Annotated in this window: 23 protein-coding genes and 1 pseudogene; 16 read left to right on the top strand and 8 right to left on the bottom strand. The window is 63.6% G+C overall.

Features of this window, described 5'->3' with window-relative positions; translation table 11 throughout:
• Positions 1 to 11 precede the first annotated feature (11 nt).
• The 4 genes from ASD99_RS09335 to ASD99_RS09320 all read right to left on the bottom strand — a co-directional run bounded on the left by ASD99_RS09335 (position 12) and on the right by ASD99_RS09320 (position 2,547).
• Positions 12 to 797, bottom strand: coding sequence for a hypothetical protein (locus ASD99_RS09335; protein ID WP_056580426.1), 786 nt, complete (start codon positions 795 to 797; stop codon positions 12 to 14).
• A gap of 71 nt (positions 798 to 868) precedes the next feature.
• The gene (locus ASD99_RS09330) at positions 869 to 1,126 is read right to left on the bottom strand and encodes a hypothetical protein (RefSeq protein WP_008874920.1); all 258 of its coding nucleotides are present in this window, start codon (positions 1,124 to 1,126) and stop codon (positions 869 to 871) included.
• 464 nt (positions 1,127 to 1,590) lie between these two features.
• A complete protein-coding gene (locus ASD99_RS09325; RefSeq protein WP_057143396.1) occupies positions 1,591 to 1,968 on the bottom strand; it encodes a TIGR02301 family protein in 378 nt (125 codons plus the stop codon).
• A gap of 141 nt (positions 1,969 to 2,109) precedes the next feature.
• Positions 2,110 to 2,547 (bottom strand): NUDIX hydrolase, encoded by a 438-nt coding sequence (locus ASD99_RS09320; RefSeq protein ID WP_057143395.1) that lies wholly within the window; start codon positions 2,545 to 2,547, stop codon positions 2,110 to 2,112.
• Between the two features lie 128 nt (positions 2,548 to 2,675).
• Here ASD99_RS09320 and ASD99_RS09315 point away from each other — a divergent pair, with 128 nt between their 5' ends.
• The gene (locus ASD99_RS09315; protein WP_057143394.1) at positions 2,676 to 3,437 is read left to right on the top strand and encodes an SOS response-associated peptidase; all 762 of its coding nucleotides are present in this window, start codon (positions 2,676 to 2,678) and stop codon (positions 3,435 to 3,437) included.
• 71 nt (positions 3,438 to 3,508) lie between these two features.
• Here the strand turns inward: ASD99_RS09315 and ASD99_RS34050 are convergent, their stop codons facing one another.
• Positions 3,509 to 3,664: a hypothetical protein gene (locus tag ASD99_RS34050; protein ID WP_015318552.1), complete on the bottom strand. Its 156-nt coding sequence runs from the start codon at positions 3,662 to 3,664 to the stop codon at positions 3,509 to 3,511.
• Between the two features lie 390 nt (positions 3,665 to 4,054).
• Between ASD99_RS34050 and cysS the strand changes: the two genes are divergently transcribed.
• The 8 genes from cysS (at position 4,055) to ASD99_RS09275 (ending at position 11,110) form a co-directional block, all read left to right on the top strand.
• Complete coding sequence (cysS, locus tag ASD99_RS09310; protein ID WP_057143393.1) at positions 4,055 to 5,491, top strand: cysteine--tRNA ligase; 1,437 nt, start codon at positions 4,055 to 4,057, stop codon at positions 5,489 to 5,491.
• Positions 5,488 to 5,874 carry a VOC family protein gene (locus ASD99_RS09305; RefSeq protein WP_056580415.1) on the top strand — a complete coding sequence of 129 codons (387 nt, stop codon included), beginning with the start codon at positions 5,488 to 5,490 and terminating at the stop codon, positions 5,872 to 5,874. Before cysS ends, ASD99_RS09305 begins: the two co-directional genes overlap by 4 nt.
• A gap of 6 nt (positions 5,875 to 5,880) precedes the next feature.
• Positions 5,881 to 6,372 (top strand): GFA family protein, encoded by a 492-nt coding sequence (locus tag ASD99_RS09300; protein ID WP_056580412.1) that lies wholly within the window; start codon positions 5,881 to 5,883, stop codon positions 6,370 to 6,372.
• A complete protein-coding gene (locus ASD99_RS09295; RefSeq protein WP_082525169.1) occupies positions 6,369 to 6,845 on the top strand; it encodes a GFA family protein in 477 nt (158 codons plus the stop codon). The genes ASD99_RS09300 and ASD99_RS09295 overlap by 4 nt, the downstream gene beginning before the upstream one ends.
• The gene (gene pip / locus ASD99_RS09290; RefSeq protein ID WP_056580407.1) at positions 6,842 to 7,798 is read left to right on the top strand and encodes a prolyl aminopeptidase; all 957 of its coding nucleotides are present in this window, start codon (positions 6,842 to 6,844) and stop codon (positions 7,796 to 7,798) included. The genes ASD99_RS09295 and pip overlap by 4 nt, the downstream gene beginning before the upstream one ends.
• A complete protein-coding gene (gene cimA, locus ASD99_RS09285; protein ID WP_200950979.1) occupies positions 7,795 to 9,417 on the top strand; it encodes a citramalate synthase in 1,623 nt (540 codons plus the stop codon). Before pip ends, cimA begins: the two co-directional genes overlap by 4 nt.
• 83 nt (positions 9,418 to 9,500) lie before the next feature.
• The gene (rarD, locus tag ASD99_RS09280; protein WP_056580399.1) at positions 9,501 to 10,418 is read left to right on the top strand and encodes an EamA family transporter RarD; all 918 of its coding nucleotides are present in this window, start codon (positions 9,501 to 9,503) and stop codon (positions 10,416 to 10,418) included.
• Positions 10,419 to 10,426: 8 nt separating this feature from the next.
• Positions 10,427 to 11,110: a glutathione S-transferase family protein gene (locus ASD99_RS09275; protein WP_056580396.1), complete on the top strand. Its 684-nt coding sequence runs from the start codon at positions 10,427 to 10,429 to the stop codon at positions 11,108 to 11,110.
• 4 nt (positions 11,111 to 11,114) lie between these two features.
• Here ASD99_RS09275 and ASD99_RS09270 read toward each other — a convergent pair whose 3' ends face one another.
• Entirely contained in the window at positions 11,115 to 12,113 is a 999-nt protein-coding gene (locus ASD99_RS09270; protein WP_056581882.1) for a transporter, read from the bottom strand.
• Positions 12,114 to 12,381: 268 nt separating this feature from the next.
• Here ASD99_RS09270 and ASD99_RS31980 point away from each other — a divergent pair.
• Positions 12,382 to 12,855: pseudogene (locus ASD99_RS31980) on the top strand (LysR family substrate-binding domain-containing protein); the annotation flags it as partial.
• A 209-nt stretch (positions 12,856 to 13,064) separates the two neighbouring features.
• Here the strand turns inward: ASD99_RS31980 and ASD99_RS09265 are convergent.
• Complete coding sequence (locus ASD99_RS09265; RefSeq protein ID WP_057143392.1) at positions 13,065 to 13,676, bottom strand: TIGR00730 family Rossman fold protein; 612 nt, start codon at positions 13,674 to 13,676, stop codon at positions 13,065 to 13,067.
• Positions 13,677 to 13,802: 126 nt separating this feature from the next.
• Here ASD99_RS09265 and ASD99_RS09260 point away from each other — a divergent pair, with 126 nt between their 5' ends.
• From ASD99_RS09260 to ASD99_RS09245, 4 genes are all read left to right on the top strand, one after another.
• On the top strand, positions 13,803 to 15,383 hold the full coding sequence (locus ASD99_RS09260; RefSeq protein WP_057143391.1) for a LysM peptidoglycan-binding domain-containing protein: 1,581 nt from the start codon (positions 13,803 to 13,805) through the stop codon (positions 15,381 to 15,383).
• A 134-nt stretch (positions 15,384 to 15,517) separates the two neighbouring features.
• Positions 15,518 to 15,850, top strand: a complete 333-nt coding sequence (locus ASD99_RS09255; RefSeq protein ID WP_056580387.1) for an ArsR/SmtB family transcription factor — start codon at positions 15,518 to 15,520, stop codon at positions 15,848 to 15,850.
• Positions 15,851 to 15,926: 76 nt separating this feature from the next.
• Entirely contained in the window at positions 15,927 to 17,807 is a 1,881-nt protein-coding gene (locus ASD99_RS09250) for an ABCB family ABC transporter ATP-binding protein/permease (RefSeq protein WP_057143390.1), read from the top strand.
• 163 nt (positions 17,808 to 17,970) lie between these two features.
• On the top strand, positions 17,971 to 18,318 hold the full coding sequence (locus tag ASD99_RS09245) for a hypothetical protein (protein ID WP_057143389.1): 348 nt from the start codon (positions 17,971 to 17,973) through the stop codon (positions 18,316 to 18,318).
• 9 nt (positions 18,319 to 18,327) lie between these two features.
• Here the strand turns inward: ASD99_RS09245 and ASD99_RS09240 are convergent, their stop codons facing one another.
• Positions 18,328 to 19,191 (bottom strand): SMP-30/gluconolactonase/LRE family protein, encoded by an 864-nt coding sequence (locus ASD99_RS09240; RefSeq protein WP_057143388.1) that lies wholly within the window; start codon positions 19,189 to 19,191, stop codon positions 18,328 to 18,330.
• 518 nt (positions 19,192 to 19,709) lie between these two features.
• Here ASD99_RS09240 and ASD99_RS09235 point away from each other — a divergent pair.
• A complete protein-coding gene (locus ASD99_RS09235) occupies positions 19,710 to 20,408 on the top strand; it encodes a phosphatidylserine decarboxylase (RefSeq protein WP_057143387.1) in 699 nt (232 codons plus the stop codon).
• Between the two features lie 2 nt (positions 20,409 to 20,410).
• The gene (locus tag ASD99_RS09230; protein ID WP_057143386.1) at positions 20,411 to 21,229 is read left to right on the top strand and encodes a CDP-alcohol phosphatidyltransferase family protein; all 819 of its coding nucleotides are present in this window, start codon (positions 20,411 to 20,413) and stop codon (positions 21,227 to 21,229) included.
• Positions 21,230 to 21,239: the final 10 nt, after the last annotated feature.

Here is a 21,239-nt window from a genome sequence, read left to right as displayed (position 1 = left end):
CCCTAAGAGGCTCAGTCGCCGGCGACGAAGAATGTCCATTGCCCGGCAGGCGTGATACCGACGCGATAGAAAATATAGGCGCCGAACTGCTTCATGTCGTCGAAGTCGCCCGCGGTGACGATCTTGAACAGTTCGACCCGCTGCTTGGCGTCCAGCTTGTCCAACGGCAGGGCGAAGAAATACGGCCACACATAGAGCTCTTGTGGCGTACCGGCATCGAGGTGGACGTAGCCGGCATTGAGCACCTCCTCCAGGATGGCCAGGATCTCCTGGCCGTCCGGGTCGCCGGAGAGCCCCTTGAGGAAGGCGATGGCGTCGCCGTCTATGTCGGTCAGCGATATCTGCGTGGCGCTGTCGCCCTTGCCGATCAAGGGACGCAGCTTTTCGATGTCGCCGCCCTTGCAGGCTTCGACGATCAGGTCGTGCATGCGTCGTACCGGTTCCGGCAGCTTGCCGAGATCGTAGACAACCTCGGGTACCGGCGTGTCCGGATCGACGCGCGGTCTGGTCACGCCGCCATCCGCCGGACTGTCCGGCTCGGCTTCAGGAGCAGCCGGCTGGCTGGCCGGAGGCGGCGTTCCGACCGGGTTGGGCATTGGCACGGTGCTTCCCGGGGGCGACATGTCGTCGTCCGCCGGCGGCGTGACTGTTGGCGGGAGCTCTTCGCGCTTGATCTCGCTCAGCGCATAGGCGGGACTGCTCGTGAGACACGCAACCAGGGGAATCGCGGCACAGCAAGCGGCGAAGGAGATGCAGAGGACCAAGCCACGCGGCTTGCCTGACATCGAAAAACTCACTGCCCGTCTCTCCCTGCTTCCGGGCATGACGCCCGAGCGGCATTTTTGCCGTCAAAGAACCGGACGTCGGTTCAGTGCCGCAGCCGTTCAGGCTCGAAGGCGCCAGCAATCACCTTTTCACGCATACGGTCGAGCAGGGCAAGGGCCGAGGTCTCGCCATTGGCACGCAACATCTCGCCGAAGGCGGTTTCGAGTGCTGCTTCGGCAATGATCTCGGGCTCTATGCCGGCGGAGAGACCTTCCGCCCAGGCCTCGCTGTGGCTTTCCACGGCGGTCAGGCGTTTTTCTTCCCTGACCAGCGCGTCGATGTCGTTGACACCATGTTCCATAAGCGAATGTCCACCCTTTCAAGCAGCGATCCGTCGATGTGGATCAGGCCTGATCTGTTCATTTCACACGAAGGGACAATTAAGTATTTGTAAATACGACATTTTTTTGATCGTCTTTTACAAAGCCCGATTGCCTTGTGCGAAGCTGCGTTCAGCTCGAGTCAAACTTAGCCGATTGGGGCGGCCTGCGGGGCGAAAACCTTCAGTTTGAGTTAATTCCGCTTTCGCGCGGTAAGGTTTCGTTAATACTGTTGCAGAAGTGCAACATAAGGATTGCACCAAGATATCGCCTGGCACAAGCCGGATATCTCAGTCGTCGCCATCAATGGTCCTGATAGTTGTTGATGAGCCGCCGGAACGCCTGAAGCATGTCGCGTTTGATCGGAATCAGGCGACGCGCTTCAGGCTTTTTGTTTTATGCATGTCGTTGTCCCAAAACCGCTGCGCACTTTTGGGCGACATGCCTAGTTGCCGTAACGCGAGGCGATGTCGCGCGACAGCGTCTCGCCTTCCTTCATGTAACGGCTGATGGCTTCGGTCGCCGAGGGCGTGCACCGCGTATAGGTGCCGCCGAAGGAGCGGTAGCCGCGATTGAAGCTGGCGATGAAGCGGGCGCGCCGCTCCGCGTCCGGATTTTCCGAATCGAGCAGCTTCTGCATCTCGACACGCCACTGGTCGCCCTTCTCTCCGCACAAATTGCGCAGGAAATGCAGCGACCCCAGAACCTCCGCCAATCGCATCAGGCCCGGCTCGAACGGCGACTCGGCGCTGAACGCAGGCCGTATCGAAATGGCCGTGCTGACGGCAAGACACACTGCGAGGAGCATGGATGGACGGTTCATAAGCCTTCTCTACCCAACGGCGTAAACCGTTGTGGTCTACCTAATGGCGCTAGCCGTTTGCCGAACGGTGCAAGCCGTTCTGGCTTGGCCAAACATCATAAGTCTTTGTGGCGAAACAATTTGTCACCCGCAAGGCGATTTTCAGGACCGCCACGGGCGTTTTCCGCCGAGGGCCAACAACAAGTCCTCCGCAACGGCGAACACCGAGCCGGCAAGCGGCAATGCCTTCATTTCACTGAGCGTATAGAATGCGGCCGTCTCGGCGTCGTCGCTGGCCACTGCCTCGCCACCGGCATAGGCGGCGCCGAAGACCGTGAGCTGATAATCGACCGGGTGGCTGTCATCTCTGCCGTCGATATGGATTTCGCGAAGCGGTCGATAATCGGCGGCCCGCAGGCCGGTCTCTTCCTGCAGTTCACGGGCGGCTGCCTGCTCCAGCGTTTCGCCGGGCTCGACCTTGCCGCCCGGAAAGGCATAGAGCCCTTGTGAGGGTTGCCGGGCTCGCTTGACCAAAAGCACGGTGTCTGCGCGCACGACGGCGACCGAGACTGCCGGGAGTGTCTTGCGCGCTTCGTTCATGGATTCCCGATCAGGCGTGAAGGCAGGTCTGTTGTGGACCGCCCAGCATGGGGAAGCTTTAGCGGTTGCGCAACGCCGGTTGCATCGCCACTTTCAAACCCGAACCATTCGAAGGGCGCCAATCGACTATGTGCGGACGTTTTGCCTTGACCGCGACGCCGGATCAGGCCGCCGCCTTTCTGGATCTGGCGGGGCTTGAGGATTTCCCGGCGCGCTACAACATCGCCCCGACGCAGCCGATCCTGATGGTGACCGCCGGCCCCCAGCGGGCGCGGGGCTCGAATCTGCCGGACCGGCGGCCAATGCTGGTTCGCTGGGGGCTGATCCCGACCTGGGTCAAGGACACACGCGAGTTTCCACTGCTGTTCAACGCGCGCTCCGAGGGCGCCGCCGAAAAGGCCTCGTTCAAGGCGGCCATGCGCCATCGCCGTGCGCTGGTGCCGGCCTCCGGCTTCTACGAGTGGCGGCAAACCGGCGGCAAGAAGGGGCAACCCTACTGGATACGCCCAAGGCATGGCGGGTTGGTCGCCTTCGCCGGCCTGATCGAGACCTATGCCGAGCCGGGCGGTTCGGAAATGGACACCGGCGCCATCCTGACCATCAACGCCAATGCGGACATCGCCCACATCCACGACCGCATGCCGGTAGTGATCGATCCAAGGGATTTCGCCCGCTGGCTGGATTGCCGCACGCTCGAGCCGCGCGATGTCGCCGACCTGTTGCGGCCGGCGCAGCTTGGTTTCTTCGAGGCAATTCCCGTCTCCGACCTCGTCAACAAGGTCGCCAACACTGGACCGGAAACTCAGGAGCGGGGCGAGATCGGGCCGGAGCCCGAGAAGGCCAAGCGCCAGAAGCCCGGCACGGACCACGGTCAGATGACGTTGTTCTAGCTCAGCTGTTCTTCAGAAGCGCCTGTCAGCGCCCTCATGCCAGGCGCCTTTGGCGCCGGCCGCACACCGCTTCAGGCGGCGCGGGGCGATACGATCTTCTGTGCCGGCTTCTTCTTCTTCGCGGTGTGGAGAAGGGCGGCGACGATAGCGGCCGGACCGATTGCGCGATAGTGGTTGGCCAGCGCCGGTTGCTTGGCGCGGTTGGCTTCTTGCTTGCTTCGGGGCATGTCTCTCTTCCCAGGTAACATTTTCGTGTCTGCGTTTGATGGCCGATTCTGACCAAATCGTGACGCCTGCTGATCTAGCCGACGAATGTTTCATGACTGTGCCGACATGTTTAATAAAATGTTTCACTGGGCCATTACCTGTGATCCAGTACGTTTTTGCCGAAACTTGCGACTTGACGGCAACACAAGCCAAGGCGATAAAGCCGCCCATGAAAACGTCTTTCGCCATTTGTGGCATTTGCATTATTGGCTAGCCTCGCGCTGGTCCGGACGTTTTCGCCTCATCTTTCCCCAGATTGGACAAACGCCCCGGCCAGCAGGCTGGAGCCTGATTTGCGTCTCGCGCAGGCTGGCTCCATCCAAATTGAGTTCTGAACCGGGAAGGCACGAATGTCCGACGCATCGCAGGGCCTGCGCCTCTACAACACGCTGACGCGGACGAAAGAGGATTTCGTTCCGATCGATCCAGACAACGTGCGCATGTATGTCTGCGGTCCGACGGTCTACGACTTTGCCCATATCGGCAATGCCAGGCCGGTGATCGTCTTCGACGTGCTGTTCCGTTTGTTGCGCCAAGTCTATGGCGAGGCGCACGTCACGTATGTGCGCAACATCACAGATGTCGATGACAAGATTAACGCCCGCACGCTGCGTGATTTCGGCGCCGAGATTTCTTCGGGAAAACTGTCGCTCAACGAGGCGATCCGGCGGGTCACCGAAAAGACCGCCGATCAGTTCCACAGGGACGTGGCGGTTCTCGGCTGCCTGGAGCCGACGGTCGAACCGCGCGCCACCGAATTCGTCGAGCCTCGCGCCGACGGCAAGGTCGACATGATCACTTTGATTCAAAGCCTGATCGAACGCGGCCATGCCTATGTTGCGGCGGGCGAAGTCCTGTTCGACACAGCATCGATGCCTGACTACGGCCAGCTGTCGAAGCGCAATCTCGGCGAGCAACAGGCGGGTGCTCGCGTTGCCGTCGACGCGCACAAGAAAAATCCCGGCGATTTCGTCCTCTGGAAGCTGTCGTCGCCGGAGGAGCCGGGCTGGAATTCGCCATGGGGCAGGGGCCGGCCGGGCTGGCACATCGAATGCTCGGCGATGTCGGCCGCATATCTTGGCGAGGTGTTCGACATCCATGGCGGCGGCCTCGACCTGATCTTCCCGCACCATGAGAACGAGATCGCCCAGTCGCGCTGCGCCCACGGCACCGACGTGATGGCCAACATCTGGATGCACAATGGCTTCCTGCAGGTCGAAGGGCAAAAAATGTCGAAGAGCCTCGGCAATTTCTATTCGATCAACGAGCTCCTGGGGACGGAGACCTTTGGCGGCCGCAAATGGCCGGGCGAGGTGCTGCGGCTGGCGATGCTGATGACGCATTATCGCGAACCGATCGACTTTTCCGTGCGCAAGCTGGAAGAGGCCGAGAACACGCTGCGCAAATGGAAGCGAGCGGCGGACCTCGCGCCGGCGGCGGCAGGGCAGGTGCCCGTTGAGATCATCGATGCCTTGTCGGACGATCTCGCCACCTATGCCGCCTTCCAGGTCCTGACCCAGTTGGCTGGCGAGGCAGCGGACGGCAACGACGCGGCGGCTGCGCTGAAGGCGTCGCTGCTGTTCCTTGGCTTCGATGTCGCGTCGGCGAAGGTTGATGAAGACCACGTCGCCAAGGCAATCGCCAAGCGTCTCGCATTCATCGCCGCGAAGAACTGGGCCGAGGCCGACCGCATCCGTGACGACCTTTTGGCACAAGGTGTACAGTTGAAAGATGGCAAAGACCCGGTCACCGGCGAACGCATCACCACTTGGGAGGTAAAAAGATGATCGACCATCTCGGCATCACCGTTGCCGATTTCGACGCTTCGAAGGCTTTCTACGACAAGGCGATGGCGCCGCTGGGTGCCGCGCTGCTTTATATGGTGCCGCTGGAATACACCGGCGGCGCCAAGGTTGGTGGTTATGGCCGTGACCGGCCGGTGTTCTGGCTGAGTTCGGCCAAGGACAAGCCCAGGGATCACCAGCACGTCGCCTTCACCGCGCGCAGCCGCGCCGAGGTCGAAGCCTTTTATGCCGCGGCGCTTGCCGCCGGCGGCAAGGACAATGGCGGTCCTGGCCTTCGCCCGCACTATAACCCTGACTACTACGCCGCCTTCGTCTTCGATCCCGACGGCAACAATGTCGAGGCCGTCTGCCATGCCCCGGAGTGAGCGGCGATGAGCCTCGACAACCGGCCGATCTATACCGGCGGCTGCCAGTGCGGGGCGGTGCGCTTTCGCGTTGAAGGCGCTCTCGGCGACGCTTCGGTCTGTCATTGCCGCATGTGCCAGAAGGCATTCGGCTCGTTTTACGCGCCGCTGGTTTCGGTGCGCGGCGCCAGGCTCGACTGGACACGTGGCGAGCCGAAATATTTCCGCTCGTCCAACCATGTCGATCGCGGCTTCTGCCCGGATTGCGGCACGCCGCTGACCTTCACTGCGCCGGACGGCGTTGGCCTTGCCATCGGTGCGTTCGACAATCCGGCGGAGATCGTGCCGCTGATCCAGTGGGGGATCGAGGCAAAGCTGCCCTATGTCGACTCGATCCCGCAACTACCGGGCGAGGACACCATGGCTGACTTGTCGTCGGCCTCCTATCTGGCCGATCTCGTTTCCTACCAGCACCCGGACCACGACACCGAACAATGGCCGCCAAAGGAAGAATCATGACCGAGACAGTACGAACCGGCGGCTGCCAGTGCGGTGCCGTGCGCTTTCGCATTCATGGGGCGCTCGGCCGCCCCTCGATATGCCATTGCCGCATGTGCCAGAAACAGTTCGGCTCGTTCTTCGGCGCGCTGGTCACTGTGCCCAGGGATGGCGTCGAATGGACCCATGAAGAGCCGAGCTATTTCCAGTCGTCGGTCAACATCGATCGTGGTTTCTGCGCCCGCTGCGGCACGCCGCTGACCTACCGGCAGCCCGGAGGGCTTGAGATCGCTATCGGTGCCTTCGACGACCGCTCCGATCTCGCCCCGCGGATCCAGGTCAACTACGCCGCGCGGCTGCCCTGGGTGGAGACGATCTTCGATCAGCCCGTCCATCAGGATCCCGACTACTATAACAGGCAGGAATCCATCATCTCCTTCCAGCACCCTGACCACGAAACAGCGGACTGGCCGACCAAGGGTTTGCAGCTATGAGCAGTCAATTGCGCACGCTTTATCCGGAGATCGAGGCCTTCGATTCCGGCATGCTCGATGTCGGCGACGGCCATCAGGTCTACTGGGAACGTTCCGGCACCAAAGGCGCCAAACCGGCGGTGTTCCTGCATGGCGGGCCGGGCGGCACCATTTCGCCAAAACACCGGCGGCTGTTCGACCCGAAGCTCTACGATGTCATCCTGTTCGACCAGCGCGGCTGCGGAAAATCGACGCCCAATGCCTCGCTCGAAGCCAACACCACCTGGCACCTGGTCGCCGACATCGAACGGCTGCGTGAGATGGCTGGCTTCGACCAATGGCTGGTGTTCGGCGGCTCCTGGGGGTCGACGCTTGCGCTCGCCTATGCCGAAACGCACCCCGAACGCGTCAGCGAACTGGTGGTACGCGGCATCTACACGCTGACGCGTGCGGAACTCGAATGGTACTATCAGTTCGGCGTCTCGGAGATGTTTCCGGACAAATGGGAGCGCTTCCTGGCGCCGATCCCGGAGGCCGAACGCGGCGACATGATGGCCGCCTACCGCAAGCGGCTGGTCGGGACGGATCGCAAGGCGCAGATCGAGGCGGCCCGCGCCTGGAGCCTGTGGGAAGGCGAAACGATCACGCTGTTGCCGGAGCCGGAGACCAGCGGACCGTTTGGGCAGGACGACTATGCCGTCGCCTTCGCCCGCATCGAGAACCACTATTTCGTCCATGCCGGCTGGCTTGAGGAAGGGCAGCTGCTGCGCGACGCGCACAAGCTGAGCGACATTCCCGGCACCATCGTCCATGGCCGCTACGACATGCCGTGCCCGGCGCGCTATGCCTGGGCACTGCACAAAGCCTGGCCAAAGGCGGATTTCCACCTGATCGAGGGCGCCGGTCATGCTTATTCGGAGCCGGGTATCCTTGACCGGCTGATCCGCGCGACGGACAAGTTTGCAGGCAAATGACCATGACCCGCGAGCGCCTCTATCTCTTCGACACCACATTGCGCGATGGCCAGCAGACGCCGGGCATCGACTTTTCCGTCGAAGACAAGATCGCCATCGCCAAACTGCTCGACGCTTTTGGTTTCGACTATGTCGAAGGTGGCTATCCCGGCGCCAACCCGACCGACACTGCCTTCTTCCAGGAGAAGCGCACGGAGCGCGCCCAATTCGTCGCCTTCGGCATGACCAAGCGGGCAGGGGTGTCGGTGTCCAACGATCCCGGCCTTGCGTCACTTGTGCAATCGAAGTCGGATGCCATCTGCTTCGTCGCCAAGAGCTGGGACTACCACGTCCGTGTCGCGCTCGGCTGCACCAATGAGGAGAACCTCGACGCCATCAAGGGTTCCGTCGAGGCAGCGATCGCGGCCGGCAAGGAGGCATTGGTCGACTGCGAGCATTTCTTCGACGGCTTCAAGGCCAATCCCGATTATGCGCTGGCCTGCGCCAGGACCGCTTACGATGCCGGTGCGCGCTGGGTGGTGCTGTGCGACACCAATGGCGGCACGCAGCCCTCGGAAGTCCGCGCCATCGTCGAGAAGGTTATTTCGTCCGGTATTTCAGGCGATCATCTCGGCATCCATGCCCATGACGACACCGGCCAGGCGGTCGCCAATTCGCTGGCCGCGGTCGAGGCCGGCGTGCGCCAGATCCAGGGCACGCTCAACGGCATCGGCGAGCGCTGCGGCAACGCCAACCTGATCTCGATCGTGCCGACCCTGGCGCTGAAGCCGGCCTTCGCCGATCGTTTCGAGACGGGCATTTCGACTGAGGCGCTGACCGGCATTTCGCGCCTGTCGCGCGCCTTCGACGAACTCTTGAACCGCGCCCCGGAAGCGCAGGCGCCCTATGTCGGCGCTTCCGCCTTCGCCACCAAGGCCGGTATCCATGCCTCCGCGCTGGCCAAGGAGCCGGCGACCTATGAGCATGTGCCTCCGGAAACGGTCGGCAACCGCCGCCGCGTCATGGTTTCGGACCAGGGCGGCAAGGCCAATTTCCTCGCCGAGCTGAAGCGGCGCGGCATCGAAGTGCCGAAGGACGATCACCGGCTCGACGCGCTGATATCCGTGGTCAAGGAACGCGAGGCCGAGGGCTACGCCTATGAGGGCGCCGATGCCAGCTTCGAACTCCTGGCTCGCAAGATGCTGCACGGCCTGCCGGAATTCTTCAACGTCACCTCGTTCCGCTGCATGGTCGAGCGCCGCTTCGACGCCAACGGCCAACTGAAGACGGTCTCCGAAGCGATCGTCAAAGTGGTGGTCGACGGCGAGGAGAAGATGTCGGTGGCCGAGGGGCATGGCCCGGTCAACGCACTCGACATCGCGCTGCGCAAGGACCTCGGCAAGTTCCAGGGCGAGATCGCCGACATGGAGCTTGCCGACTTCAAGGTGCGTATCCTCAATGGCGGCACCGAGGCGATCACCCGCGTCCTGATCGAATCGCATGACGGCACCGGCGCGCGCTGGTGGACGGTCGGCGTTTCCGAGAACATCATCGACGCCTCGTTCCAGGCGCTGATGGATTCCATCGTCTACAAGCTGATGAAGAACCGCGAGATGGCCGGGCTGGTCGCCGCCGAATAGGGTTGAACCATCAGCGAAAGTCCATTGATCCATCAGAACTTTGCGATGGTCTTGCCAGGGTGACTGGGCCATAGCGTTGGCCCATGGCCACTGAAGCAATTACCCTGGACGCGGATTCGAAGGCCCGGCGCGGTTTCCTGTTGGCACTGGGCGCCTATCTCCTGTGGGGGCTGTTGCCCTTCTACATGAAGGCGGTCGCTCATCTGCCGCTCGCCGAAGTCATTGCCCATCGCATCGTCTGGTCGGTGCCGATCGCCGCCGCGGTTCTGGTCTGGGCCGGCCGCACGGCGGATTTCAAGGCGGCACTTCGTTCGCCGCGCACCATCGCGATGGCCGCGCTGACGGCGGCGCTGATCTCGGTCAACTGGGGCATCTATGTCTGGGCGATCGCGGTCGACCGCACCGTCGAGACCGCGCTCGGCTACTACATCAATCCGCTGGTCAGCGTCGTCGTCGGCGCGCTGCTGCTTGGCGAGCGGCTCGACCGGCTGCAGATCGCGGCGGTGGCGCTGGCGGCCGTCGCCGTCGCCGTGCTGACCATAGAGGGTGGCAAGCTGCCCTGGGTGTCGCTGGCGCTGGCGTTTTCCTTCGCCGCCTACGGCTTCTTCCGCAAGACGCTGCCGATCGGCCCGAGCCAGGGCTTTCTGCTCGAAGTGCTTTTGTTGTCGGTGCCGGCGCTTGGCTACATCGTCTACCTGATCGCGACCGGACAGGACCACATCGTATCCAGCAGCGGTGCCGATATGGCGCTGCTGGTCGGCTGCGGTCCGGTCACGTCGATACCGCTCTTGCTGTTCGCCTTCGGCGCCAAGCTGTTGCGCCTCTCCACCATCGGCATCATGCAGTATATCGCGCCGACCATGGTGTTCCTGATCGCCGTGCTGATCTTCGACGAGCCTTTCGGCACCACCCAGGCCATCGCCTTTGCGCTGATCTGGGCAGCCTTGGCGGTGTATTCCTGGTCGATGTTGACGACAGCGCGCAGGGCTGCTGCCCGATAGGAGTTTCGATGTACCTGCTGCACATCGCCAACAAGAACTATTCCTCATGGTCGCTGCGGCCCTGGGTGTTGATGCGAGCGCTGGATATCCCATTCGAGGAGCGGCTGACGCCATTCCCGACCGGATCGAGCTGGAGCCTCTACCGGTCGTTCTCGCCGAGCGGCCGGGTGCCGTGCCTGATCGACGATGGCTGGGCGGTCTGGGATTCGCTGGCCATCGCCGAATATCTCGCAGAGCGCCATCATGGCGTGTGGCCTGTCGAGGCCAAGGCGCGCGCCTGGGCACGCTCGGCCGCCGCCGAAATGCATTCGAGCTTCACCGCACTGCGTGGCGCCTGTCCGATGAGTTGCGGCCTGCGCGTAAAACCGTTCCCGATGTCCGATGCCCTGAAACAGGATCTCTTCCGCCTCGGCGACCTCTGGAACGATGGCCTTGCCCGTTTCCGCGGGCCGTTTCTGGCCGGCGCTCATTTCACCGCCGTCGACGCTTTCTTTGCCCCGGTGGCGTTTCGCGCACAGTCCTATGGACTCTCCTTCGAGGGTGCGGCTGTAGCCTATCCAGCGCAGTTGCTCGCCCTGCCGGCGATGCGCGAATGGTATGCGGCTGGTCTTGCCGAGACCTGGCGCGAGCCCGACCACGAAGCGGAAGTCGCCGCCGCCGGCACCATCATCGAGGATTTTCGCGCGGTCTGAGCGCTTACATCCGCCCGAGGCGCCGGACGAACAGATAGGTACCCGCCGCGATGACCATCGACACGGCCGACACCACCCAGAACCCCATCGGCGTGTTGACCAGAGGCAGCCCGCCGACATTCATGCCGAACAGGCCGGAGATGATGGTCATCGGCAACAGCACCGCCGTCATCACCGACAGCACATAGAGCAACTGGTTCGACTGCGTCGTCAGCTTGGCCATCAACTCGTCCTGCAGCAGCCGGGCGCGCGCCTGCAGCTGTTCGCCGTCATAGTGGAGTGTCTGCGCACGGTGCGACAACCGAGCCGCCATGTCGTTGATTGTGTCAGGCAGGTCGTTGCGGTGCGAATGATCGAGATGGCGAAACAGATTGGTCAGCGTCGCCATCTGCCGGTGGATCACCACCAGGTGCCGGCGCGCGTCGACGAGGGATTGCCGCTCATTGTGCCATGCGTCGCAGACGATGCGATCCTCGATGCCGTCGAGACTGTCGCCGAGTGCCGCGAGTTCGGCCACCATGCCGTCGAACGACTGGCCGACGACCGCCTCGATCAGTTCGGCCGGCGAGCGGAACTTGCGCGATCCGTTCTCGATCGCCTTGCGGATGTTGTCGACCGACTGTAGCGGCTGTTTGCGGGCGCCGACCAGCATCGTGCCGTTGAGGGCGAAGCGGAAATGGCCGAGCCCGCCAGCTTCCGCCGAATAGTCGTGGCGCAGATCCGGCAGGTCGCCATAGAGCCAGTCGTCCTCGAGGTCGATATGGCAGCCATGGCTGGCGGACAGGAAGGCTTCGCGCACCTGAGCCGGCAAAGCCTGATCGGCGCCGATCTCATGGCGGGCGCGTATGTCGGAAAGCTGATAGCTGCGCCATGTCCAGTGCGCGGCGGCGGCGTCCCTCGTTCGCACGCCTTCGGTGGTAAAGTGGTAGATGAAAAACAACCCGTGCTCGTCGGGCAGGTAAGGCGACAGGTCGGTGCCTTCCGGGGCGAGAGCAATATCCATGGGCGCGTGCCAGATGCAGGTTTCGAACATGGCGCCGCATGGCGGTCGCCTAAGCTTGATTCATAGCACGCGCGAAGCCGGTTTCGTGTGACGGTTTCTTGACGGCCGATCACAGTCTGTCGATGACCCACGTCAATCCGGTGGTGACGCCTTCGCCACCCCCGGATTGTGCCCGTCAGTGCTTCGGGCCGAAGCCGGGGTAGGGCTTGAGCGGCACGATTGCGGCAATGTCCATCATGCCAGCCTTGACCAGTGGCAAGGTGGCGAGATGGCCGCGAACCTCTGCATCATCGGCTGCCTCGAACATCATGCCGCTGCTGCGCAGGTGGAAGGGCTTCGCCAGCGCACGCTCGATCTCGGCCTAATCTATTCGCCGCCGCCGGCCGACTATCCCGAAATTGCCTCGATGCTGGTCCGGCGCGAGCCGCTGGTGCTGGCGATACCCGATGGCGATGCGCTCATCGCTGTCGCCGATATCCGCCCGCATCATCTCGACGGCGCCACCTGGATCACCGTGGTGCGCCAGCCGGTCGACACCAACCGCGGCCAGTTCCTGGCCGCTTGCATCGAAGCGGGCTTCGTGCCCGACATCGCCTATGAGACGGCCGATCCCTTGACCTCGCTCGGCCTGGTCAGCGCTGGATTAGGCCTGGCAACGGAAGAGAGCCTGCGAAGCGCCGCGCCGCCGGGGATCGTCTTCCGCGACCTTCCCTGCTTCAAGCGCAGCGTGGCTATCCATCTCGCCTGGCGGCGGCAGGATCGGCGGGCGGTGATCGCCGGCTTACGGCAGGCTGCACAGGAGGGGCAGAAGGCAGTAGGCAGTGGGCAGTGGGCAGTGGGCAGTGGGCAGTGGGCAGTGGGCAGTGGGCAGTGGGCAGTGGGCAGTGGGCAGTGGGGGAAGACACTCCAGGCAATTCACATATTGCCTTACTACCTTACTGCCTTACTCCCCTACAGTTTGTCGATCACCGACTGCACGCCCTCGGTCGGCGCATCGACGGAGGATCCAGCCACCATGATGGCGGCGACGATCGCTTCGGGATCGTCGACGACCAGTGGCTTGACCCGCTGCGCGGTGTGGATGAAGCCCTCGGCGGCCATGTGATCGAGCAACGCCAGCATCGGATCCCAGAATCCGCCGACATTGCCGAAGACGATCGGCTTGCGATGATGGCCGAGCTGCCCCCAGGTCATGACCTCGACGATCTCCTCGACCGTGCCGATGCCGCCCGGCAGCGCCACAAAGGCGTCGGATTTCTCGAACATCTTGTGTTTGCGCTCGTGCATGTTGTCGGTGATCAAGAGCTCATCGAGCCGGTCCAGCGCGGTTTCCGTCGCTTCCTTGTTGATCAGGAAGCGCGGAATGATGCCTGTCACCTTGCCGCCGGCCTTGAGCGCGCCTTCGGCGACAGCGCCCATGATGCCTTTGGTGCCGCCGCCATAGACCAGCCGCAGTCCCGCTTTGGCAATCGAGCGCCCGAGCAGGTGTCCGGCCTTGATATAGGTTTCATCGCGGCCCGGAGACGAGCCGCAATAGACGCAGACGGATCGAATCGTGTTCATAACGATGATTGGTGATTGGGTCTGAAAGCGCGGTCAAGCCCCAAGGGTCAACAAGGGCGGGCTTTTTCTTGTCGGCTTTGGCAAAACAGGCTAGACCGGCGTTAGGTGGCTAAGGGGTAGGGAAATATGGCAATTAATCCATTGAAGGCGTTCCTGTTCGCGGCGGGTGGGACCATTGCGGCCGTGGGAACCGCCTATGTATCGGGCGCACTCGACCCGTATCTTAATCACACGCCGCCGGCGGAAGTGGCGGCGCTGACGCCGCCCGCAGCGCCGAAACCGGCCGATCCCGGCACGGAAGCGCGGCTGCCGCCAGCGGAGGTCCCGGCTGCTCCCGCTGCGGTGCCCCAGGCAACGGCACCGGCCGCACCGGCAACGGATGCGGCGGCTCCGGCAGCGCCGGCCGCGGCCGGCCCGATCGCACCGTCCTTCGATGTCGTGCGCGTCGAAAGCAATGGCTCGATCGTCGTTGCCGGCAATGCGGCGCCGAACACGAAGGTGGAGATCCTCAACGGCTCGACGGTGCTTGGCTCGACGGTTGCCGGTCCGGATGGCGCCTTTGTCATCATTCTCGACGATCCGCTGAAGCCTGGCGACTATACGATCGCGCTGCGCGCGACTACGGGCGATGTCGTGACGCCCTCGGTGCAGACCGCCGTCGTTTCGGTTCCCAAGGATGCGGCCGGCCAGGTGCTGGCCATGGTCGAGGAGCCTGGCAAGCCGGCCGAACTGCTCACCGTTCCCGCGCCCGAGACAAAGCCGGCAGCACCGGCTGCAGGCGACCAGGCTGCCGCGCCGGCTGCTCCCGCGGCCGAAGCGCCCGCAACCGCTCCGGCACCAGCCGCTCCAGCACCAGCCGTGGTTGAAGCAGCAACTGCTCCGGCAGCGCCGGCGACGCCGCCGGCGGCAGCCGTGGCCGAGCCAAAGATCGTCGTCGAGGCGGTCGAGATCGACGGCAACAAGATCTTTGTCGCTGGCCTAGCCGATGCCGGCCGCAAGGTGCGAGCCTATGCCAACGACATCCTGCTCGGGGACGCGCAGACATCGCCGGACGGCCACTTCCTCGTCGAGGCGACGCGCGACATTCCGGTCGGCAGCTACACCATCCATGTCGACGGTCTCGATACCGACGGCGTGAAAGTGGTGGCCCGCGCCGCCGTGCCGTTCGAGCGCGAGCCGGGCGAAGCGATCGCCGCCGTGGCGCCTGCCGAGATCAAGCCTGCCGAAGCAAAGCCGGCCGCACCTGCCGCCGCGGAAGCGCCCCCGGCACCAGCTGTTGTCGCGGCTGCCCCTGCAGAACCCGCACCGGCTCCCGCCACACCAGCAACAGAGGCGCCGGCCGTTGCCACGGCACCGGCCGAGACGGCACCGGCCACGATGCCGGCTCCCCCCACCGAGGCTCCGGCCGTTGCGGCGGCGACGCCGCCAGGCGATGTGCCCGAGACCGTGGCGCCCAAGCTCGAACATGCCGACGGCGCCGTCATCATCCGCCGCAACGACACGCTGTGGCGGATCTCGCGGCGCGTCTACGGCCATGGCGTGCGCTTCTCGACCATCTACCTCGCCAACCAGGACCAGATCAGCGATCCCGACCGCATCTGGCCGGGGCAGGTGTTCAAGGTCCCGGAAAAGTCGAAGGAAGGCGAAGCCGCCGACCTCAAGGCAATGGGCGAGCAGGCGACGACGGCGCCGGCCAAGGCGCCGTAGGGTTTCAGCGACTAGCCGATCTCCCCCACGAGGAGGAGATTGGCAGTTCCAGCGCTCTGCCCGTTCTTGTGCGAACTATCTACCCATCGGCATAGCTTGCCCCATGCCTTCCCATCGTTTATCGCCGATAGACGATGACCGAATCCCTAGCTGAAATAGGTATGCCCGGCCGCGCCCTGGACAGCCGCACCGTTGCCGCCCGGCTGGCAGCGCTTTCGCACCCGGCGCGGATTGAAATCCTGAAGCACCTGTCGGCCAGCAGCTCCTGTTGCTGCCGCGAAGTCGTCGATCGTTTCGATCTGGCGCAGTCCACCGTGTCGCAACACCTGAAGATACTGGTCGAAGCAGGGCTGGTGCGCTTCGAGCCTGATCGCCAGCGCTCGCGCTATGCGGTCGACCACGCCGCGCTCGCCGACGTCTCGGCGTCGCTGACCGCGCTCGTCAATTCCTGCTGCTCCGGCCGCTAGACCATGATCCCGAAAAGTGGACCCCGGTTTTCGGACGAGATCATGGTCAAAAAGACATAAGAAGAAGGCACAAGAAATGGCCGAAAAAACCGTCTCCGACTCCTCGACCTTCAAGACGCTGCTCAACCTGTGGCCCTACATGTGGCCGGCGGACCGCGCCGATCTGAGAGCTCGGGTCACCTGGGCAACGCTGTTGCTGGTCATCGCCAAGCTGACGCTGGTCGCCGGTCCCTATTTCTTCAAATGGGCGACCGACGCGCTCGCCGGTGATGCCAAATCGGTGCCGCCGCTGCCGACTTTTCTGCTGGCGCCCGTCATGCTGGTCGTCGCCTACAATGTCGTGCGCCTGGTGCAGCTAGGCTTCAACCAGCTACGCGACGCGCTGTTTGCCCGCGTCGGCCAATATGCTGTGCGCCAGCTCGCCTTCCGCACCTTCGTCCACATGCACCAACTGTCGCTGCGCTTCCACCTGGAGCGGCGCACCGGCGGCCTGTCACGCATCATCGAGCGCGGCACCAAGGGCATCGAGACGATCGTGCGCTTCATCATGCTCAACACGGCGCCGACCATCCTCGAATTCGCGCTGACCACCGGCATCTTTGCCTACACCTATGGTTGGAAATATGTGGTCGTCGTCGCGGTCACCGTCTGGGTTTATGTCTGGTTCACGGTCCGCGCCAGCGACTGGCGCATCTCGATCCGCCGCGACATGAACGACAGCGACACCGACGCCAACACCAAGGCGATCGACTCGCTGCTCAATTACGAGACGGTCAAATATTTCAACAACGAAGGCATGGAGGCCGAACGCTTCGACCGCTCGATGGCACGCTACGAGGTTGCCGCGACGCGCATCTGGACCTCGCTCGGCTGGCTGAACTTCGGCCAGGGCATCATCTTCGGCCTCGGCACGGTCATCGTCATGTGCATGTCGGCGCTCGAGGTGCAGGCCGGCACGCAGACGGTCGGCGACTTCGTCTTCATCAACGCCATGCTGATGCAGCTGTCGGTGCCGCTCAATTTCATCGGCTTCATCTACCGCGAAATCCGCCAAGGGCTGACCGATATCGAGCAGATGTTCGATCTTTTGGATGTGCCGCAGGAGATCGTCGACAAACCGGACGCCAGGCCGCTCGCGGTCAGCGCCGGCAAGGTCGAGTTCCGCGACGTGCATTTCTCCTATGACCCGAACCGCAAGATCCTGAAGGGCATCAGCTTCGAGGTGCCGGCCGGCAAGACCGTCGCCATTGTCGGGCCCTCGGGCGCCGGCAAGTCGACCATCTCGCGGCTACTGTTCCGCTTTTACGACGTGCAGGGCGGCCAGGTGCTGATCGACGGCCAGGACATCAGGGACGTGACGCAGGAGAGCCTGCGCGGCGCGATCGGCATGGTGCCGCAAGACACTGTGCTGTTTAACGACACCATCGCCTACAACATCCGCTATGGCCGCATCGGCGCCAGCGAGGAGGATATGCGCAAGGCGGCCGAACTCGCCCAGATCGGGCCGTTCATCGAGCGATTGCCCGATGGCTACAAGTCGATGGTCGGCGAGCGCGGGCTGAAGCTTTCGGGCGGCGAGAAGCAGCGCGTGGCGATCGCCCGCACCATCCTGAAAGCGCCGCCGATCCTGATGCTCGACGAAGCGACCTCGGCGCTCGACAGCCACACCGAGCAGGAGATCCAGGCCGCGCTCGATCTGGTCAGTCGCGGCCGCACCACCATCGTCATCGCCCACCGCCTGTCGACGGTGATTACCGCCGATGAGATCATCGTGCTGCAGGATGGCCAGATCGCCGAGCGCGGCACCCATGCCGAACTGATGCGCAAGCATGGCCTCTATGCCTCGATGTGGGACCGCCAGCGCGAGGCGACCGAAGCCGAGGAGCGGCTGCGCATCGCCCGCGAGGGCGACGAGCTTGGCGTCATCGTTCGCCGGCGGACGTCGGAGGTGTCATAGGCGATGGAGTGCCAATCTCCCCCACGAGGGGACATCGGCAGCGTCGCCATCCGAGCCATTCCACAGATCAGCTGAAATTTCCGCTTGACCTCAACTTAAGTTGAGATTGTAGGCCGTCCTAGGAGCCCGCCAACCAGCGTGAATCAAGAACGGAACAATCGAAATGAGCAAGATAAATCAGAATGTTGACGGCGGCAGCGTGTTCAGGGTGGACAAGTTCGTCGTCCCGGCCGCCGCTCGCGAGGAGATACTCGCCAAGGTCCGGACAACGCATGAATTGCTGCGCCTGCAACAAGGCTTCGTGCAGGATTTCCTGCTCGAGCAATTCTCAGGGCCGGGCGAATTCAACCTTGTGACGATCGTCGAATGGGAAAGCCAGGCGGCCGTCGACGATGTCGTGCCGATCGTCAAGGCGGCGCACGAGCGCATCGCCTTCGACCCGCAGGAGACGATTGCCCGGCTCGGCGTGCGCGCCGATATCGCCAACTATCAGCGGGTGCCGGGGCTGTAGTAAGGCTGCTTACGGCCAACCGACGCCAGGTGTCGGCGCTTCCACGCTGAGCACCTGGCCTGTGCGGGCGTCGCTGACCATGTGTTCGAACCCGCGCCATTCGGCGGCGAGGATGAACAGCGTTTTCCTGTCGGTGCCGCCCAGCATGCAGGCAAAGCAGCCGCGATCGACGGTGACCGTCTGCAACACCTCATCGCCTTCGCGCACCCGCACGCAGTGCTTGTTGGGCACATCCGCGTACCAGACCGCCCCTTCGGCATCGAGGCAAATGCCGTCGGGATAGCCGTCGAGATCGGCCCAGACCCGTCGGTTGGCCAGGCTGCCGTCGGCGGCGATGTCGAAGGCGGTCAACCGGTTGGCGTGGGATTCTGCGACGATCAGCGTCCTGTTGTCCGGGGTCACCGCCATGCCATTGGCAAAGGCGATGTTCTCGGCCACCTGTCGAACCGCGCCATCGGGGCCGATCAGCACGATGGTGCCGGGGCCGAAATGCTCGCCCGACGCCGGCGCCGGTCCGCCGCCATTGACATAGACGTTGCCGCGCCCATCGACGACGGTCTCGTTCCAAGGGCTTTTCGACAGGGGTCGCAGATCGGCGTGGATGACAAGCGCGCCATGGGCTTCCTGCCGCAGCAGCAAGCCTTCACGACCTGACACAACGAGCAGACGACCATCCGGCAGCCAGTCGATGGAGTAGGGCAGGACAGCCGGCACGGTAAGCGTAACCTCGCGGTTGCCGTCGGCATCGACGGCGACGATCTCGCCGGTGCCCCAGTTGCAGAGCCAGAGGCGCCCGTCATGCCAGCGCGGCGATTCCCCGAAGGCGAGGCCGGCGGTGACGACACGAGCTTTGTTGCCTGATGATGTCTGCATGATCGGGAGCCTCCACATTGCGCGCGCCATCGGCCCTTGCGGGTGTGATGAAGCGCTTTCTCCCCAAGGACGGACGAGGAGGAGGTCTCCCGACAGCGGCCTACTGCTTTTTGCTCAGGAAAAAATGCCATCGGCACGCCTATTGGCGCCGCATGAAGGCGGCTCCGTACGACCCTCCTTGCCGGTGCCGCACTGCTCTTGGCGCAGTCGAAGGACGGCTTGGCTTGACCGAATGCGCTGCCGTTCAATACAGGCAAGGTAACCAGACCTGCACTCATGGCAGCCGATCGCCTGGCAATGCGCTGCGCGTTGCTTGGGTTCCGCATCATGGGCGGCCGACCTTTTCTCCGCGATTTGAACCGGCGGCGGTTCGAATTCTGGCGAGAATGATGCCGACGGGCAAGCGCATCGTCCCTTCTCCCCGTTGCGTCCGAAGCTACCTTGCCGATTGTTGCGTTGCGGCGAGGGGGGCTTTCGGCTATTGAGGCCGCAATTGAAACGGAGCCTGCCCCAGCCCGATGAGCCTTGTCGATACGGTCAAGAACGCGTTCGTACCGATCCATCGCGAAGGCTATCCCTTTATCGCGGCCTTTGGCGCGGCAACCCTTTTCCTTGGCTATTTCTCGTCGATCCTGTTCTGGATAGGCCTTATCCTGACGGCCTGGTGCGTCTATTTCTTCCGTGATCCCGAACGCGTCACGCCGGTCGACGATCGCCTCGTGGTCAGTCCCGCCGACGGCGTCATTTCGGCGGTCGGGCCGGCCGTGCCGCCGCGCGAACTTGGCCTCGGCAACGTCGAAATGACCCGCATCTCGGTGTTCATGAACGTCTTCTCCTGCCACGTGAATCGCGCTCCGGTGCGCGGCCGCATCGCCAGGATCGAGCATCGGCCTGGAAAATTCCTCAATGCCGAACTCGACAAGGCAAGCACCGAGAACGAACGCAACGGCTTGGTCATCGAAAGCCCCAATGGCACGATAGCCGCCGTCCAGATCGCCGGCCTGGTGGCGCGGCGCATCGTCTGCTGGGCCGAGGCCGGCGGCTCGATCGCCATCGGCGAGCGTTTTGGCCTGATCCGCTTCGGCTCACGTGTCGATGTGTTCCTGCCCTTGACCGCCACGCCGCGTGTTGCCGTTGGTCAGACGGCGGTCGGCGGCGAAACCGTGCTGGCCGAATTCGGCGGTGTGGCCGGCACCCCCCTCGTGCGGATTTCCTGACGGTGGGCACGCAATACAAAAAGTTCGAGGCCCATGCCAGCGGCGGTCCGCGCATCCGCGAGATCCCGATGCGCATGGTGCTGCCCAACCTCGTCACCGTGCTTGCCATCTGCGCAGGCCTGTCCGGCATCCGCTTCGGTTTCGAAGGCCGCTTCGAGCCGGCGGTGGTGATGGTGCTGCTTGCCGCCTTCCTTGACGGCATTGACGGCCGCCTGGCGCGGATGCTGAAGGCGACTTCCAAATTCGGCGCCCAGATGGATTCGCTGGCCGACATCGTCAATTTCGGAGTGGCCCCGGCTCTGGTACTCTATGCCTTCCTGCTCGACCGCGCCGGCTCGCCGGGCTGGATCGCAGCACTCCTGTTCGCCATCGCCTGTGGGCTGCGCCTCGCCCGTTTCAACGTTCTCGACGACGAGAAGGGCGATCGCCACCTGTGGCAGTCCGAATATTTCGTCGGCGTGCCGGCGCCGGCGGGCGCCGTGCTGGTGATGCTGCCACTCTATCTCTATTTCCTGCGCACCGGGCTGGAGCCCAGTCGTCCAGCGGCCTTCGTCGCCACTGGCTTCACCATCCTGGTCGCCTTTCTGCTGGTCAGCCGGCTGCCGGTCTATTCCGGCAAGAGCCTGAGAATTCCGGGCGACAGGGTGTTGCCGATCATCCTCGGTGTCGTGCTCTACGTGCTCCTGCTGATGACCTATCCCTGGTACACGCTGACCGCTTCGGTCGCCGGCTACCTGATCTTCCTGCCGTTCAGCGTGCGCGCCTATTCCAAGCGCGCCAAGCGCGAGGGCGAGAAGGTGCCGCCCTCCGATATAGGTTAGAAAATTCGCC

The sequence above is a fragment of the Mesorhizobium sp. Root695 genome (genome assembly GCF_001428185.1).
Taxonomy (GTDB): Bacteria; Pseudomonadota; Alphaproteobacteria; order Rhizobiales; family Rhizobiaceae; genus Mesorhizobium.
This window is presented reverse-complemented; position numbering and strand designations above follow the sequence as displayed.

Bases quoted from the DNA above. Each gene is read 5' to 3' on its own strand.
- ASD99_RS09235 (WP_057143387.1), top strand. From the start codon at position 19,710: ATGAGCCTTGTCGATACGGTCAAGAACGCGTTCGTACCGATCCATCGC.
- ASD99_RS09250 (WP_057143390.1), top strand. From the start codon at position 15,927: ATGGCCGAAAAAACCGTCTCCGACTCCTCGACCTTCAAGACGCTGCTC.
- ASD99_RS09295 (WP_082525169.1), top strand. From the start codon at position 6,369: ATGACCGAGACAGTACGAACCGGCGGCTGCCAGTGCGGTGCCGTGCGC.
- ASD99_RS09315 (WP_057143394.1), top strand. From the start codon at position 2,676: ATGTGCGGACGTTTTGCCTTGACCGCGACGCCGGATCAGGCCGCCGCC.
- ASD99_RS09255 (WP_056580387.1), top strand. From the start codon at position 15,518: ATGACCGAATCCCTAGCTGAAATAGGTATGCCCGGCCGCGCCCTGGAC.
- ASD99_RS09260 (WP_057143391.1), top strand. From the start codon at position 13,803: ATGGCAATTAATCCATTGAAGGCGTTCCTGTTCGCGGCGGGTGGGACC.
- ASD99_RS09275 (WP_056580396.1), top strand. From the start codon at position 10,427: ATGTACCTGCTGCACATCGCCAACAAGAACTATTCCTCATGGTCGCTG.
- ASD99_RS09325 (WP_057143396.1), bottom strand. From the start codon at position 1,968: ATGAACCGTCCATCCATGCTCCTCGCAGTGTGTCTTGCCGTCAGCACG.
- ASD99_RS09265 (WP_057143392.1), bottom strand. From the start codon at position 13,676: ATGAACACGATTCGATCCGTCTGCGTCTATTGCGGCTCGTCTCCGGGC.
- ASD99_RS09240 (WP_057143388.1), bottom strand. From the start codon at position 19,191: ATGCAGACATCATCAGGCAACAAAGCTCGTGTCGTCACCGCCGGCCTC.
- ASD99_RS09300 (WP_056580412.1), top strand. From the start codon at position 5,881: ATGAGCCTCGACAACCGGCCGATCTATACCGGCGGCTGCCAGTGCGGG.
- ASD99_RS09320 (WP_057143395.1), bottom strand. From the start codon at position 2,547: ATGAACGAAGCGCGCAAGACACTCCCGGCAGTCTCGGTCGCCGTCGTG.
- pip (WP_056580407.1), top strand. From the start codon at position 6,842: ATGAGCAGTCAATTGCGCACGCTTTATCCGGAGATCGAGGCCTTCGAT.
- ASD99_RS09330 (WP_008874920.1), bottom strand. From the start codon at position 1,126: ATGGAACATGGTGTCAACGACATCGACGCGCTGGTCAGGGAAGAAAAA.
- cimA (WP_200950979.1), top strand. From the start codon at position 7,795: ATGACCATGACCCGCGAGCGCCTCTATCTCTTCGACACCACATTGCGC.
- ASD99_RS09270 (WP_056581882.1), bottom strand. From the start codon at position 12,113: ATGGATATTGCTCTCGCCCCGGAAGGCACCGACCTGTCGCCTTACCTG.
- ASD99_RS34050 (WP_015318552.1), bottom strand. From the start codon at position 3,664: ATGCCCCGAAGCAAGCAAGAAGCCAACCGCGCCAAGCAACCGGCGCTG.
- cysS (WP_057143393.1), top strand. From the start codon at position 4,055: ATGTCCGACGCATCGCAGGGCCTGCGCCTCTACAACACGCTGACGCGG.
- ASD99_RS09305 (WP_056580415.1), top strand. From the start codon at position 5,488: ATGATCGACCATCTCGGCATCACCGTTGCCGATTTCGACGCTTCGAAG.
- ASD99_RS09245 (WP_057143389.1), top strand. From the start codon at position 17,971: ATGAGCAAGATAAATCAGAATGTTGACGGCGGCAGCGTGTTCAGGGTG.
- rarD (WP_056580399.1), top strand. From the start codon at position 9,501: ATGGCCACTGAAGCAATTACCCTGGACGCGGATTCGAAGGCCCGGCGC.